Below are 14118 nucleotides of genomic sequence, written 5' to 3'. Positions count from 1 at the left end.
CTCGCTAATCCGGCTTTCCCGCATGAGCGATACCACGTACCTGATTCGCCTGGCCGAGGACGACGACGACTTCATCCTTGGTCTCGTGCCCCGCTTCGTCGACTTCAACCTGCCGCCCTGGCGCAGGCGTCACGAATGCATCGAAGGCATCCGCAACGACCTGCTGCGTCATCTGGATGAGCAGCCAGCCAATAGCTTCTTGTTCGTGGCCGAAGACGACGACGGCGAGCCGGTGGGTTTTATCCACCTGCAGAAGACTCAGGACTATTTCAACGGTCGCGCCAACTGCCATATCTCGGACATCGCCGTGGCTGAGCAACACGAAGGCCGTGGCGTGGGTCGTGCGTTGCTCGATCACGCGGAATCGTGGGCCCGCGAGCATCGCTGTCAGCTGATCACGTTGGCCGTTTTTCCCGGCAACGAGCGAGCACGCGCGATCTACGAGAGTGCGGGATACGCAGCCGACCTGTTGAGGCTCGCCAAACCCGTACGCTGAATCGGTAGCGGCCAAGGGCGCATGGCCGCCGCGTGTGCGGCCGTAGTAGGAGACCGCCATGAACCAGCCACTGCATACCGTACGATTTCCCGGTGAAAGCCACGCCTATCGCGTTGCTCGCGATCGTCTGCTGCGTGCCGAAATGGAGCTGCGGCAGCAAGTCGAAGCCATCGCCGCCCTGCGCCGCGCCCTGCCGCTGGGCGGCCCGGTTCCCGTGGACTACTCCTTCGACGATGAAGGCAATACGCCGCTCGATACCGATATCGAACGCCAGACGCGCCTTTCCGAATTGTTCGAGGAAGGCAAAGACAGTCTGGTCGTCTACAACTTCATGTTCGGTCCGGCCATGGCGCAACCGTGCCCATCGTGCTCGTCCATTCTCGACGCACTCGACGCCGAGATACCGCATCTGCGACAGCGCACCAATGTGGCGGTCGTCGCCAAGTCGCCGATCCAGCGCATCCGCCATTTCGCTCGCGAACGCGGCTGGCGGCATCTGCATCTGCTGTCATCGGCGCACAACACGTACAACACGGACTATCACGGTGAAACCGCTGACGGGCGCCAGATGCCGGCGCTTAATGTGTTCACTCGCCACGACGGGCAGATCCACCATACGTGGGGCAGCGAGCTGATGTTCGTACCCGCCGAACCCGGACAGGATCCGCGCCATGTCGATCCCATCTGGCCGTTATGGAACGTGCTCGACTACACGCCCGAAGGCCGCAGCGCCGACTGGCGTCCTAGCCTCACCTATGGCGATGAGGCGAAGCGGTGATCTCACTGCGAGCGGCACGGCCGGCCGGTCAAAGCGCCTTTCCGTAGCTCAGGGAAGCGGCAAGCCCATCTGGCGGAATAGGGACGCCGTATCGCGGGCACCCCAGCGTCGCTCGATATGCCCGCCTTTCACCACGAACCACTCCATGGCAATCACTTCATAGTCGCGTCCGGTCACGTCGCCGCCACGGAACGACGCCACCGAACGGCCGCGCTCGGTATAGCGCACGGCCACGGTGTCGCCCTCGGCCACCACCGCGTCCACTTCCAGGCTGACCTGGAAACAACGCATGAGCTCTTCCCACATAGGTCGGGCCATCGCCAGTCCACCCCAGCCCTGCGCGCCGTGAATCAGGGCGCCGGGCGCAAAGACCGCGCACACCGCGTCGAGATCGCCGCGGTTGAAGGCGTCCACGTAGGTCATCACTACGCGCTTGTTTTGCTCGGACATGCCGGCCCCCCGGGGATGCCCAAGCATATCGCCTGATCATGCGTGGACTTTGTGAGGAGATCGTCTGACGCGGCTCAGCGCGTCCTTACGCAACGCCTTGCGCGTTGCGTCGCCGGTGTCGCGGCATCGTCCGATGCCGCGACACCACGAACATCAGTTCTTCAGAGCAGCGGCGGAGGCCTCTGCATCTTCACGCTGGCCCAGGCGCTGGCCGACGCGGTCGATGTTGGACAGCGACAGCAGGTGCGCATAGATCCAGCCAAACACGCCTTCGCGCAGGAATTCGTGCGCGGTCTTTTCGTCCAGCTGGCGCAGCTTTTCCTCGTTGACCACAAACAGGCCGTTGAGGTTGATGACCTTGCCGTCCCTCTGGAGACTGATGTTGCGCGGCTCGAGCAGGTCATGCTTGCGCAGCTGGTCCATGAACCACTGCGTGCGCGCCACATGCTGCTGGAACTCGCCGAGGAACTTCACGGCATTGGAGAGCAGCTCGGATTCGCCGCCGTCTTCCTTGAACAGACGATCACCTTCGCTGGTACCGAAGCCTTCGTAGGCCTCGTCGAGGAACACGGTGAAATCGTCGCCCTCGGCACCCGCCGGCTTCTCAGCCAGCACGAACGGATAGCGGCGGATGAAGGCTGGGATGTAGGTGTTCGCTTCCCAGCGGCCGTCAGCATCGATGAACAGGTTTTCGTTCTGACGCATACCCAGCAGCGCCATCGGGCCAGCGTCTTCGACGGTCAAGCCACCGAACAGAACCGGCAGATCACGCGCTGCGGCGGGAAACTCCACGCCGGTCAGCGGCACCGAATGCACCGTGCTCGCGAACTTCAGGTTCGGAATGGGCTTGATGCGCAGGTCCTTGTGCTCGTTACGGTTGAGCGGGACGGGACGCTCGTAGAAAAGAACTTCAGCCACGTTAACTACCTCTCCCCAGCCGCGCCGGGGTCGCCACCCAGGCTCCCCCTCCCAAACCCGGCATCGGGTCTACAGATGAACAAACACTATATCAGCGCCCGGCGCGGCGGGAGAACACCCTGTTCCACCACCGTTCTGCCAACGGGGACAAGCATTTGCGTGTGTTCTGTAATGGAATTGGTCTATCCTGACCCCGTTACGAGCATCTTTGCTGCGCCCGAACGTTCATTCCCCTGGGTTGAAGGACGGTTTTGCATGCTGATGGAAGTACCCGGCCGCGTGGTCGACCTTCATTCGACCCGCGTGCTTTCGCTGGACGCCGCCGGCCGCATTCTCGACTGGATCAGCTGGCAGGAGGCCGTTTGCCTCTACGTACGCGACGCCGTCGCCTGGACGCTCGGCGACCCTTGTCTCACCGTCCATGGCGGCCATAACCGCGTCAGCGGCGAACAGAGCAAGCTCTCCCTGCACCCCATCGTTGCCAGCACGGGCCACTGCCGCGACCACGCCATTGACCCCGCCCCGGCCCTGACCAACACCGCCTTATTCGCCCGCGACCGCTTTCTGTGCATGTACTGCGGCGAGCGTTTCAGCCGCGGCGAGCTCACCCGCGATCACGTCATCCCCATCTCCAAGCGCGGCAAGGACATCTGGGAGAACGTGGTCTGCGCCTGCCTGGCCTGCAACCTCCGAAAGAGCAACCGCACGCCGCAGCAGGCCAATATGCCACTGCTGGCCGTACCCTACCGCCCGAGTTGGGTGGAGCACCTGATTCTTTCCAACCGCAACATCCTCGCCGACCAGATGGAATTCCTGGTCAGCCACCTGCCCCGCGACCGCCGGGAACACATGGCCTGAGCCGTGTGGCGGGCCCCGCCACGCGCAGGAAAACCAGTCGCCCGCAGGTTTTCACCCCGTTGCCCTTGCCCCGCCTCCCGGCTGGTTCAACAATACGCAGATGAACGACCTGTCCCGCTACCCCTATCTGGCGACCATCGAGACGCCCGCCGACTTGCGCCGCGTCTCCGATGAGGATCTGCCCGCCGTGGCCGATGAGCTGCGCCAATACCTGATCGAATCGGTTGCCAGCTCCGGCGGCCACTTCGGCGCGGGCCTGGGCGTGGTGGAACTGACCGTGGCACTGCACCACGTGTTCGATACGCCTGACGATCGCCTGGTATGGGATGTGGGACATCAGTGCTACCCGCACAAGATTCTCACCGGCCGCCGCGACCGTATCACCACGATCAAGAAGAAGGACGGCCTGGCGCCGTTCCCGCGCCGCGAAGAAAGCCAATACGACACCTTCGGCGTGGGTCACTCCTCCACGTCGATCTCGGCCGCGCTGGGCATGGCGATCGCCGCGCAGCGCAAGGGCGATAACCGCAAGGTCGTCGCCGTGATCGGCGACGGCGCGATGACCGCCGGCATGGCGTTCGAAGCGCTGAACCACGGCGGTGACGTGGAGCCCAACATGCTGGTCGTGTTCAACGACAACGGCATGTCCATCAGCGAGAACGTTGGCGCACTGACCAAGATGGCCGGCCGCGCGATGTCCAGCCGTACGCTCAACGCCTGGCGCGAGCGCGCCAAGCGCGCTATTCCCAAGCAGTCGCTGTTCGGCCGCTTCTTCAAGCGCTGGGAAGAGCACGCCAAGGGCATGTTCGTGCCCAGCACGCTGTTCGAGGAGCTGGGCTTCCACTACACCGGCCCGATCGACGGTCACAACCTGCCGCAGCTGCTGCACGCGCTGCGCACGGTGAAGAGCCTGCCGGGTCCGCAGTTGCTGCACGTCATTACCACCAAGGGCAAGGGTTACGCGCCGGCTGAGCAGGCGCAGATCGAATACCACGCCGTGGGCCCGTTCGATCCGCAGGCCGGTCTGATCAAAAAGTCCGGTCCTTCCAAGCCCACCTACACCGACATCTTCAGCGATTGGCTGTGTGACATGGCCGCCGCTGATGAGCGCCTGCTGGGCATTACGCCCGCCATGCGCGAAGGCTCGGGGCTGGTGCGTTTTTCCAGAGAGTATCCGCAGCGTTATTTCGACGTGGCCATCGCTGAGCAACACGCGGTGACGTTGGCCGCTGGCATGGCCTGCGAAGGTGCCAAGCCGGTCGTGGCGATCTACTCCACCTTCCTGCAGCGCGCTTACGATCAGGCCGTCCACGACGTGTCGATCCAGAACCTGGACGTCACCTTCGCCATCGACCGCGCTGGCGTGGTGGGGCCCGACGGCGCGACCCATTCGGGCAGCTTCGACCTTACGTACCTGCGTTGCCTGCCCAACATGGTGATCATGGCGCCGGCCGATGAAAACGAGTGCCGCATGATGCTGACCACCGGGTTCCATCATCACGGCCCCGCGGCGATCCGCTATCCGCGCGGTACCGGTCTCGGCGTGCCGCTGCAGAAGGAACTGGAGACGCTGCCCATCGGCAAGGCCGAGCTGCGTCGCCGCGGCCACGGCCTGGCCCTGCTCAGTTTTGGCGCCATGCTGTCGCCGGCTACCGAAATCGCCGCCGAACTGGATGCCACACTGGTGAACATGCGCTTCGTGAAGCCGTTGGATGAGGCGATGATCCTCGAGCTGGCCCGCACTCACGACGCCTTTGTCACGCTGGAAGACAACGCTATCGCTGGCGGCGCCGGCAGTGGTGTGGCCGAATGCCTGGCTGCGCATGGCGTGGTCAAGCCGATCCTGCACCTGGGTCTGCCTGATGCGTATCTGGAACATGGCAGCCGCGAAGAAGTGCTGACCATGGCTGGCCTCGATCTGCCCAGCATTCGCAACGCGATTCGCGCTCGTTTTCCGCACATCGGCACGCTGAATCAGGTCACAGCCTGATTTTTCTCAGATAGCCTGCGGCCGTTTCCACACGACTCGGTTTTCACCTCAACGTCATCCCTGCTTTTGCGGGGATGACGTTGGACGGCGATGTCACGCCAGCGCCGCGACAGCGGCCATCACCCCACCCTTCCTTCAATGAAACGGCACGTTGAACGACACGCCCATGGTGCGTGGCGTGGACTGCTGCACCAGCATCGGCCCGCCCAAAGCCGCGAGGAAATCGATCGCCTGCGCATTGAGCGTGCCGATGGCGACACGCCGGTTCAGCGCATTGCGCAGGTAAACATCCACCGTCATGCCATGGGCAAGCGCAACGCCTGCATTGAAATCCAAAAGGCCGAAGCCCGGCAGATTGAAATCCGGATCGCTCACGTCGCCCTCGAAACCGGCGTGGCGATGGCTCGACGCCCGCTCGACGGCACCCACATAAGCGTCATAGCCTGCCAGCTGAAATTGGTAACGCACGCTGAGCGTACCGGTACTGCGTGCCGAGTACGGCAGTGGCGCGCCTTTGCTGATACCAATATCCGGATGGGCATCGAGCGTGCGCGCGTAGGTGTACGCGCCTGCGACATTGAAGTTCCAGGGCCCGGTGGTGTAGCTGACCTGCGCCTCGAGGCCATTGACGCGCGCATCGCCGGCGTTCTGGATGATGGCGTTGCCCAGTGTGTAGGTGAACAGCTGCATGTTGTGCCATTCGATATCGTAGACGTCCGCCCAAATATTCAATTGGCCGTCCAGATGGCTGCCCTTGTAACCCAGCTCATAGCTCTGCAGCTTGTCCGAGCCAAACGTATCCGTCGCCGCTGGCACCGCTCCGACAATGCTGGAAAGCAACGGCGCCTGCAGCCCTCCTGGGCGATAGCCCGTGGACGCGCGCAGGTAGTAGCTGTGGCTGGTATCCGGGCGGTATGAGGCGGAAATCATGCCGGTGGTATCGGAACTATGCTTGCTCAGGCGAAAACCGCCGGGGCTGCCTGCCACCGGCCCCTGCTCCTGGTTCGACAACCATTGATCGTCACCGCTGACCCTCACGCCGCCCGTCAGATCCCACATGGGCGTGATGTGCCAGGTGAGGTCACCGTACCCGGCATACTCTTCGAAGCGTGAACTGGTGTACTGCGTGATCAGAAAGCTCTGGCCCGGCGCGCCGATGTTGTCACCCTGCAAGTTGTAGAGCTGCCACACGTCTTCGCGATTGAGCCACAAACCGGCGAGCCAATCGAAGCGATCACCCTTGGGCGAGGTCAGCCGGATCTCCTGCGTGGACTTGTGCACGTCATAGGTCGAGTCGACATAGAGATTGCTGAGCGGAAAGGGCAACCCCAGTTCCGGACCCAGCTCATTAAGCAGCCCAAGGAAACCGTCGGGATAGTCCTGCACGCTGTGATTGGTGAAGTCCTGATAGGCACTGATCCAGTTCAGCGTAGACCAGCCGAAGTCGTAACCGACGCGTAGCGAATAAAGCTGCAGCGTTTGCGTAAACGGCTCGAGATGATTGAGGCTGCGGTTATACGGGCCGCCTGAGATGGGCTGTCCATCAAGGTTGTAATCGGCCATCGACAAACCACCCGCCGCGATGCGCTGCGCTGTACCGTTGAGGTTAATGGTCAGCTTATCGATGGGATCGACCTCGAACTGCAAACGAATACCCTGCGTATGCGTGCGGTCCACGCCACCCTTCGCTTCCTGGCCAACGGCGTCATAAACGCCTGCCGCGTGCTCGTCCACCGCACTGATGCGCATCGCGGCCATATCGGTTTTAAGCGGCACGTTGAGCGTGGCCCGCTCGGAGTAGTTCATGCCGCCGTGCTGGGTGCCCGATATATCAAAGCCCACCGAAGCGGACGGCGTACTTGTATCAGGCTGACGCGTCACATACTTGATCAGGCCGCCCATGGATCCGGCGCCATACAGCGTGCCCTGCGGACCATAGAGAAACTCGATGCGATCCAGATCCAGCAGCACGGGGTCGAGCAGGAAGGTGGCCGACGCCGCGTAGACCGTACTGCCGCCCACCGGCACATCGTCGATATAAAGCGAAACCGTAGGGCTGGTCTGATTGCCGGTGGAAACACCGCGCATCACCAGCTCGCCCTGCCCGGTGCCGCCCTGGCTCGCAAAGAACACACCGGGCTGATACGACACGTAGTCGTTCAAGGTGTGCGCGCCGATCTGCTGCAGCGTTTCGGCGGGCACCACGTCCACATGCATGGGCACGTCGCGCGAAAGTTCGCTGCGCCGGTTGGCCGTGACGACCACTTCGCCCAATGTCACAACGCGCTTGGGCGCCTTGGCGGCCTCGCTCTGCTGCTGCGATGGTGGCGGTGGCTGTGCCTGCGTTTCAGCTGTCTGCGCATGCAGTGCGCAAGGAAGCAACGAGAGCAACGCGCCTGCCAGGCAGGTCCTGCCCGCATGGACACGGGCACACCTCGGTCGAAACAGTCGATTCGGCATGGAGCCTCTCCTTTTCAGGAACGGCACCTAAGCCCGCACGAACGCCCCTGATCGGGCATCGATGTCTCACGGTTAAGAATCAGTCTACGCCGGTTCAACACAGGCAGCGCACCCACCATTCAGCACGCGATGCGCAGATATCAAGGCTGTCGCCAGACCCCACCGCTGACGCGATCCCGCTGCTCCAGGTCCTGCGCCGTGAATACTTCGTGATAACCCGCTGCCGCCAGCATCGCGCGTACCGCCTCACCTTGATTCCAGCCGTGCTCCATCAATAACCAGCCGCCGGGTTCCAGATGAGCGCGCGCATCGTCCACGATGCGTCGGATGTCATCGAGACCGTCCGCGCCGGAAGCCAGTGCTGTGGGAGGCTCGAAGCGCAGATCGCCCTGTTGCAGATGCGGGTCAGCGGCTTCGATGTAAGGCGGATTGGAAACCACCATGTGAAAACGCTGACCTGCCAGCGGCGTCAACCAATCGCCGTGAACGAAACGGACGTTGGTAATGCCGTGTTTCACCGCGTTGCTTTGGGCCACCGCAAGCGCATCCGCGCTGGCATCCGTGGCGGTGACCTGCGTCTGTGGACGCTCGTGTGCAATGGCGAGCGCAATCGCGCCGCTGCCCGTCCCGAGATCGGCCACCTGCGCACCGGCTTGCAGACGCTCCAGCGCAAGCTCCACAAGCAACTCGGTTTCCGGACGCGGGATCAACGTGGCCGGCGTCACCGCCAGCTCCAGCGACCAGAAGCCGCGATGCCCGGTGATATAAGCCACCGGCTCACCATGAAGCCGCCGCCGCACCAAGGCGTCGAACGCATCGACGCACGTTGCCTCCAGCGCATCCGTCGCATGCGCAATCAGCCAGCTGCGTGGCTTGCCCAGCACGTGCACGAGCAGCAGCTCTGCCTCCAGCCTGTCTCCCAGCAGACGTGCAGCGTCGGCCAGTGTGCCGCGCACCTCAGCCACGCCATGCTCCGCGCGAAACACGGGTTACAAGGCAAAATGTCGAACGCGACATGAGGACATCCTGAATCGAGAGGCTGGCAGTTTAAGACAACACCCGCAGCTTCAGTCGGTCTCAGGATGCAGATAGTGGTGCACCGCCTGAATCACCACAGAGCCCTCGCCCACGCTCGACGCCACGCGCTTGACCGACCCGGCACGCACATCGCCCACGGCAAAGATGCCGGGTTTGGTAGTCGCATAGGGTGATTCCAACAGGTGACCTTGCGCGCAACGCCCGGTCAGCACGAAACCGTGAGGGTCCAGTGCAAGGCAATCCGTGAGCCAGTCGGTGTTGGGTTCTGCGCCAATCATCACGAACATGTTGCTCGCAGGGCAACGGGTCAACTCGCCACTGTCGCGATCACGCCAGACGACGCCGTGCAACCTTTCCTCGCCCTCCATCTCCACCACCTCGCAGCGCGTATGAAGGGTGATGTCGGAGGATTGCGCAATGCGCTGCACCAGGTAATCGGACATGGTCGCCGCCAGCCCGCCGGAGCGCACCAGGATGTGCACATGCTTCGCAATGCGCGACAGAAACACCGCGGCCTGTCCTGCCGAATTGCCGCCACCGACCACCACCACCTCTTCATCGGTGCAGAGCTGCCCTTCCATGGCCGTGGCCGCGTAGTGGATGCCCGCCCCTTCGAAGCGCGCATACCCGGGCACATCGAGTTTGCGATAGCGCGCGCCGGTGGCGACGATAATGACGCGCGCGGTGATGCGTTGCCCATCATCCAGATGCAAGCGATAGGGCCGCTCGCTGCAATCGATGGCGGAGGCGTGCCGCGAAATCGCCATGCGCGCACCGAACTTCTGCGCCTGCGCCTGCGCGCGCCCTGCCAGGGCTTGTCCCGAAATGCCGGTGGGAAAGCCAAGGTAGTTTTCGATCTTCGACGACGTACCTGCCTGGCCACCCGGCGCCATCCCCTCGACCACGATGGTGGACAGCCCCTCCGATGCCGCGTAGACGGCTGCCGCCAACCCGGCAGGGCCTGCACCCACCACGGCCACGTCATAGACATGTTGCGGGTCGATAATTTCGGTCAGCCCGAGTTCGTCGGCCAATTCGGCGGTGGTCGGATTCTGCAGAAAGCAGTGTTCCGGGCAGACCACGACGGGCAGCTGCTCCGGGCGCAGCTGAAACAAATCAATGAACCCACCTGCCGTCGGATCGGCCTCGGTATCGATGAGCCTGTGCGGGTAGCCATTGCGAACGAGAAAACGCTCAAGCCGCAAGGTATCGGCGCTGTGCCCCGGCCCTACCAACACGACACCGCCTACCCCCAGGCGGATCAAACCCACGCGGCGCAGAATGAACGCACGCATGATGATTTCGCTGATATCCGCCTCTGAGGCCACCATGCGGCGGAAAGCGTCGCTGCCCATGCGGATGACCCGGCTATCCACCGCCGCCCGCGCAGACACCATGATGGCGCGCTGGTTCAGCAGATTCATTTCGCCTGTGAACTGGCGCGGCCCGTGGGTGGTGAACACGTTCGGCTGCCCAAATTTATCGAGATCGAATATCTCGATGAATCCCTCCAGCACGAGATAGAAATCCACGCCGCGCTGCCCACGCTGAAACAGCAGCGTGCCGGCCGCAATCTGTTCCTCATGTCCGTAGGCCGCCATACGCCGCACCATGTCCGGGCTCAGCTGCGGAAACATCTGCTCCCGGCGATGCATCGGATCGGTGGGGTCGTAGACGACTTCGGGCGATGACGGAACCGACATGTAAAACACCTCTATCCTTGGCTGTTCCACCATCGTGCGCCCACGTCGATGTCGCTAGCAAGTCACTTTTGGGTAGGTAAGATGGCCCGCGTAATCGCCGTTACGACGTGCTCACGAAACCACTGATGGGCAAGGTCGTCGTCCTTCGATTGGTGCCAGTAGGCCATGATCGGAAATGCCTTTACCCGAACGGGTAACGGCCGCACAACGATGGGCAGCAGTTCGGCGAGGCGGCGGGCATACGCCTGCGGCACCGTCAGTAGCAGGTCGCTGGCCGCCACGATCTGGCATGCCGAAAAGTAGTGCTGGCAGACCAGGCGTACCTCGCGGAACATCCCGTCCTGTCCGAGCAGGCGATCGAGCGCGTTCGGCTCACCCAGCGGTGATACGGCCACGTGTGCTGCCGCGAAATAGTCGGCGCGGCGCATCTGCGCCGCCAGCGGATGGTCGCGCCGCATGACCACCACCAGCGTCTCGTCCAGCAAGTGGCGATGCGCAATGCGCGGACCTGCTCGCAGCGGGCGATCCACCACCAGATCCAGCGTGCCTGTGGCGAGCTCGCGCTCCACCTCATCGGCGGCTACACGACGGCTCACCACACGCACACCCGGCGCCTCACGGCCAATGCTCGTCATCAGGCCGGGCAAGGCGAAGGATTCGAGAATGTCGCGAAACCCGATGACGAACGCCATGTCCAGACGCGTGGCATCGAACTGCGGCTGAGCATGCGTGCTGGCCATCAAACCCTTCAGGTGGGCCTGCACCGCCGGCATCATCGCTCGCACTTTCTCTGTCGGCAGCAAACGGTTGCCCTGACGCACGAACAGCGGATCTCCCAAATGATCGCGTAGCCGGCGCAAGGCATGTGTCACCGCGGGCTGGGTGAGGTGCAGCACCCGCGCCGCTGCGCTCACGCCGCCCTGGGTGTAGATCGCATCAAGGACGCGGAACAGGTTGAGGTCGATTCGGCTGTCGCGGTCCACGCTGGCTCCTCCTCTGGACGGGCGCGCAGCGGCTGCGGAGTCGTCCGGAGTCGCCAGCCCATTCACACCACTAATGCACTGCCATAAAGCATATTCATTTCAATAATCGGATGACACAGGCGTAGGCTGCCGGAAGTCAGGAGAACCCCATGGACTTCAGCCCCTCCGAGCGCACGCAGGCGCTTATCGAACGCCTCAGCCGGTTCATGCGCGAGGAGATCCTCCCCGCCGAGCCGGTCTATGCATCGCAACTGATCGGCGGACCCGATCATCGGCAGTGGCGCCAGCCGCCGGTGATGGAAACGCTAAAGGCACGTTCCCGTGCCGCCGGGCTGTGGAATCTCTTTCTGCCGGACGCCCCCCACGGAGCCGGCCTGAGCAACCTGGAGTACGCACCACTGGCCGAAATCATGGGCCACTCGTTCATCGCGCCGGAAGTGTTCAACTGCAGCGCGCCGGATACCGGCAACATGGAAGTGCTCCATCGCTACGGATCACCCGCGCAACACGCGCAATGGCTGGCGCCGCTGTTGAGCGCCGAGATTCGCTCGGGCTTCGCCATGACCGAACCGGAGGTGGCCTCCTCCGACGCGACCAACATGCAAGCCACCGCCCATGTCGAAGGCGATGAGGTGGTGCTCAACGGCCGCAAGTGGTGGACCACTGGCCTGGGACATCCGCACTGCCGCTTCGTCATCTTCATGGGCCTCAGCGATCCGCACGCTCAGCCGCATCATCGGCACAGCATGGTGATCTGCCCGCTCGACGCGCCGGGTGTGCGCATCGAGCGCATGCTTCCGGTGTTTCACGACTACGACGAGCCGTCGGGTCACGGTGAAATAAGTTTCCATAATGTTCGCCTGCCACTGGAAAACGTCATACACGGCGTCGGCCGCGGCTTCGAGATCGCACAGGGCCGGCTTGGCCCGGGCCGCGTGCATCACTGCATGCGCGCGCTGGGAGCAGCCGAGCGCGCCTTGTCGCTGCTGTGCCAGCGCGCGCAGTCACGTGTGGCCTTCGGCAAGCCGCTGCTTGCGCTGGGTGGCAACGCCGATATCGTGGCGCACTTGCGCATGGCCATCGAACAAGCACGCCTGCTCACCCTCAAGACCGCCTGGATGCTGGATACGCAGGGACCCAAAGCCGCACTGAGCCTTATCTCGCAAATCAAGGTGGTCGTGCCCTCGGTGGCGCAGCAGGCCGCCGACGCAGCTATCCAGATCCACGGTGGCGCCGGCTTCACCGACGATCTTCCACTCGCGCAGCTCTACGCTTACGCACGCGTGTTGCGCATGGCTGACGGCCCGGACGAAGTCCACCGCGCCGTCATCGCCAAGCTCGAAGCCAAGGCTCAGAAGGCACGGGAGGCGCGCGTATGACGGCCATCCAGGATCAGGCACGCGCCGTGCGCGAGGAAGATGCTTTTGATGTGGCGCGCGCCGATAGCTTCCTCAAGCACCATATCGGCGGTCTTGAAGGCGTGCCGACGGTAAAGCAGTTTCCCGGCGGCGCCTCCAACCTCACCTATCTGCTCAGCTACGCGAATCGTGAGCTGGTGCTGCGGCGTCCACCGCGAGGCGCCAAGGCGAAATCCGCGCACGACATGTTGCGCGAAGCGCGTGTCATGGGTGCGCTGAAGCCGAGCTATCCCTACGTGCCGGCCATCCTTGCGTGCTGCGACGACCCGAGCGTCATCGGCCAGGACTTCTACGTGATGGAGCGACTTAACGGCACCATCCTGCGTCGCGACCTGCCGCCTGCACTAGGGCTCGACCCCGATGGCGTACGCAAACTATGTCTGGGTTTCATCGACCGGCTGATCGAACTGCATCAGGTCGACACTGCACCCTCGGATCTGAAGGACCTTGGCAAGGGTGAGGGTTATATCGCCCGTCAGGTGGCGGGCTGGAGCGAGCGCTGGCGACAGGCCGCAACGGAAGGTTCCGACCCGTGCGAAGACGTGCTCGCCTGGCTCGACACCCATCAGCCCTCGCGAGACAACGCCAACTGCGTTATCCACAACGACTACCGTTTCGACAACGTCGTCTTGGCACCTGACGATCCGCTCACCATCATCGGCGTGCTCGACTGGGAAATGGCCACCATCGGCGATCCACTGATGGATCTCGGTGGTTCGCTCGCCTATTGGGTACAGGCTGACGATGATCCGGTGTTCCAGTCGTTCCGCCGCCAACCCACGCACGAGCCCGGCATGCTGACCCGTCGTGAGGTCGTTATCTACTACGGCGAACGCAGGGGGCTTGATGTATCGCGCTTCGGCTTCTACGAAGTGTTCGGACTGTTTCGCCTGATGGTGATCATCCAGCAGATCTATCGCCGTTACGCGCTGGGCCAGACCACCAACCCGCAATTTGCCGGCTTTGGCGATGCTGCCCGCTATATGGGCATGCGCTGTCGCCGCCTGATGGCGACGGAAGGCTGAG

The 14118-nt window shown here is 63.2% G+C and carries 12 protein-coding genes; 6 read left to right on the top strand and 6 right to left on the bottom strand.

Translation table 11 applies throughout. The features are described 5' to 3' along the window. The first annotated feature begins 22 nt into the window (after positions 1-22). Together OQE56_RS13130 and OQE56_RS13125 are read left to right on the top strand one after the other, a co-directional pair. The gene (locus tag OQE56_RS13130; protein WP_267224943.1) at positions 23-496 is read left to right on the top strand and encodes a GNAT family N-acetyltransferase; all 474 of its coding nucleotides are present in this window, start codon (positions 23-25) and stop codon (positions 494-496) included. A 58-nt stretch (positions 497-554) separates the two neighbouring features. Then, positions 555-1274 carry a DUF899 family protein gene (locus tag OQE56_RS13125; protein WP_267224941.1) on the top strand — a complete coding sequence of 240 codons (720 nt, stop codon included), beginning with the start codon at positions 555-557 and terminating at the stop codon, positions 1272-1274. A gap of 48 nt (positions 1275-1322) precedes the next feature. Here OQE56_RS13125 and OQE56_RS13120 read toward each other — a convergent pair whose 3' ends face one another. Next, entirely contained in the window at positions 1323-1724 is a 402-nt protein-coding gene (locus tag OQE56_RS13120) for an ester cyclase (protein WP_267224940.1), read from the bottom strand. A gap of 153 nt (positions 1725-1877) precedes the next feature. Then, positions 1878-2642 carry a SapC family protein gene (locus OQE56_RS13115; protein ID WP_267224938.1) on the bottom strand — a complete coding sequence of 255 codons (765 nt, stop codon included), beginning with the start codon at positions 2640-2642 and terminating at the stop codon, positions 1878-1880. 255 nt (positions 2643-2897) lie between these two features. On the opposite strand from OQE56_RS13115, the gene OQE56_RS13110 reads away from it, so the two are divergent. Then, positions 2898-3500 (top strand): HNH endonuclease, encoded by a 603-nt coding sequence (locus tag OQE56_RS13110; protein WP_267224937.1) that lies wholly within the window; start codon positions 2898-2900, stop codon positions 3498-3500. A 100-nt stretch (positions 3501-3600) separates the two neighbouring features. Continuing rightward, the gene (dxs, locus tag OQE56_RS13105; protein ID WP_267224936.1) at positions 3601-5490 is read left to right on the top strand and encodes a 1-deoxy-D-xylulose-5-phosphate synthase; all 1890 of its coding nucleotides are present in this window, start codon (positions 3601-3603) and stop codon (positions 5488-5490) included. Positions 5491-5625: 135 nt separating this feature from the next. Here the strand turns inward: dxs and OQE56_RS13100 are convergent, their stop codons facing one another. The 4 genes from OQE56_RS13100 to OQE56_RS13085 all read right to left on the bottom strand — a co-directional run bounded on the left by OQE56_RS13100 (position 5626) and on the right by OQE56_RS13085 (position 11674). After that, a complete protein-coding gene (locus tag OQE56_RS13100) occupies positions 5626-7950 on the bottom strand; it encodes a TonB-dependent receptor (protein WP_267224935.1) in 2325 nt (774 codons plus the stop codon). 140 nt (positions 7951-8090) lie between these two features. Further along, positions 8091-8915: a peptide chain release factor N(5)-glutamine methyltransferase gene (gene prmC / locus OQE56_RS13095; protein ID WP_267224934.1), complete on the bottom strand. Its 825-nt coding sequence runs from the start codon at positions 8913-8915 to the stop codon at positions 8091-8093. Between the two features lie 102 nt (positions 8916-9017). After that, complete coding sequence (locus tag OQE56_RS13090) at positions 9018-10691, bottom strand: FAD-dependent oxidoreductase (RefSeq protein ID WP_267224933.1); 1674 nt, start codon at positions 10689-10691, stop codon at positions 9018-9020. Positions 10692-10753: 62 nt separating this feature from the next. Further along, on the bottom strand, positions 10754-11674 hold the full coding sequence (locus tag OQE56_RS13085; RefSeq protein ID WP_267224932.1) for a LysR family transcriptional regulator: 921 nt from the start codon (positions 11672-11674) through the stop codon (positions 10754-10756). A 149-nt stretch (positions 11675-11823) separates the two neighbouring features. Between OQE56_RS13085 and OQE56_RS13080 the strand changes: the two genes are divergently transcribed. Further along, on the top strand, positions 11824-13053 hold the full coding sequence (locus OQE56_RS13080; RefSeq protein WP_267224931.1) for an acyl-CoA dehydrogenase family protein: 1230 nt from the start codon (positions 11824-11826) through the stop codon (positions 13051-13053). Continuing rightward, the gene (locus OQE56_RS13075; RefSeq protein WP_267224930.1) at positions 13050-14117 is read left to right on the top strand and encodes a phosphotransferase family protein; all 1068 of its coding nucleotides are present in this window, start codon (positions 13050-13052) and stop codon (positions 14115-14117) included. The genes OQE56_RS13080 and OQE56_RS13075 overlap by 4 nt, the downstream gene beginning before the upstream one ends. Position 14118 lies beyond the last annotated feature (1 nt).

This window comes from Dyella silvae, assembly GCF_026421305.1.
GTDB lineage: Bacteria > Pseudomonadota > Gammaproteobacteria > Xanthomonadales > Rhodanobacteraceae > Dyella > Dyella silvae.
The sequence above is the reverse complement of the archived record's forward strand: the minus strand, read 5'-3'. Positions and strand labels throughout refer to the sequence as shown.

What these genes read in the sequence shown, in the direction of transcription:
- OQE56_RS13125 (WP_267224941.1), top strand. Translation starts at nt 555, where the DNA reads ATGAACCAGCCACTGCATACCGTACGATTTCCCGGTGAAAGCCACGCC.
- dxs (WP_267224936.1), top strand. Translation starts at nt 3,601, where the DNA reads ATGAACGACCTGTCCCGCTACCCCTATCTGGCGACCATCGAGACGCCC.
- OQE56_RS13090 (WP_267224933.1), bottom strand. Translation starts at nt 10,691, where the DNA reads ATGTCGGTTCCGTCATCGCCCGAAGTCGTCTACGACCCCACCGATCCG.
- OQE56_RS13100 (WP_267224935.1), bottom strand. Translation starts at nt 7,950, where the DNA reads ATGCCGAATCGACTGTTTCGACCGAGGTGTGCCCGTGTCCATGCGGGC.
- OQE56_RS13130 (WP_267224943.1), top strand. Translation starts at nt 23, where the DNA reads ATGAGCGATACCACGTACCTGATTCGCCTGGCCGAGGACGACGACGAC.
- OQE56_RS13080 (WP_267224931.1), top strand. Translation starts at nt 11,824, where the DNA reads ATGGACTTCAGCCCCTCCGAGCGCACGCAGGCGCTTATCGAACGCCTC.
- OQE56_RS13120 (WP_267224940.1), bottom strand. Translation starts at nt 1,724, where the DNA reads ATGTCCGAGCAAAACAAGCGCGTAGTGATGACCTACGTGGACGCCTTC.
- OQE56_RS13110 (WP_267224937.1), top strand. Translation starts at nt 2,898, where the DNA reads ATGCTGATGGAAGTACCCGGCCGCGTGGTCGACCTTCATTCGACCCGC.
- OQE56_RS13075 (WP_267224930.1), top strand. Translation starts at nt 13,050, where the DNA reads ATGACGGCCATCCAGGATCAGGCACGCGCCGTGCGCGAGGAAGATGCT.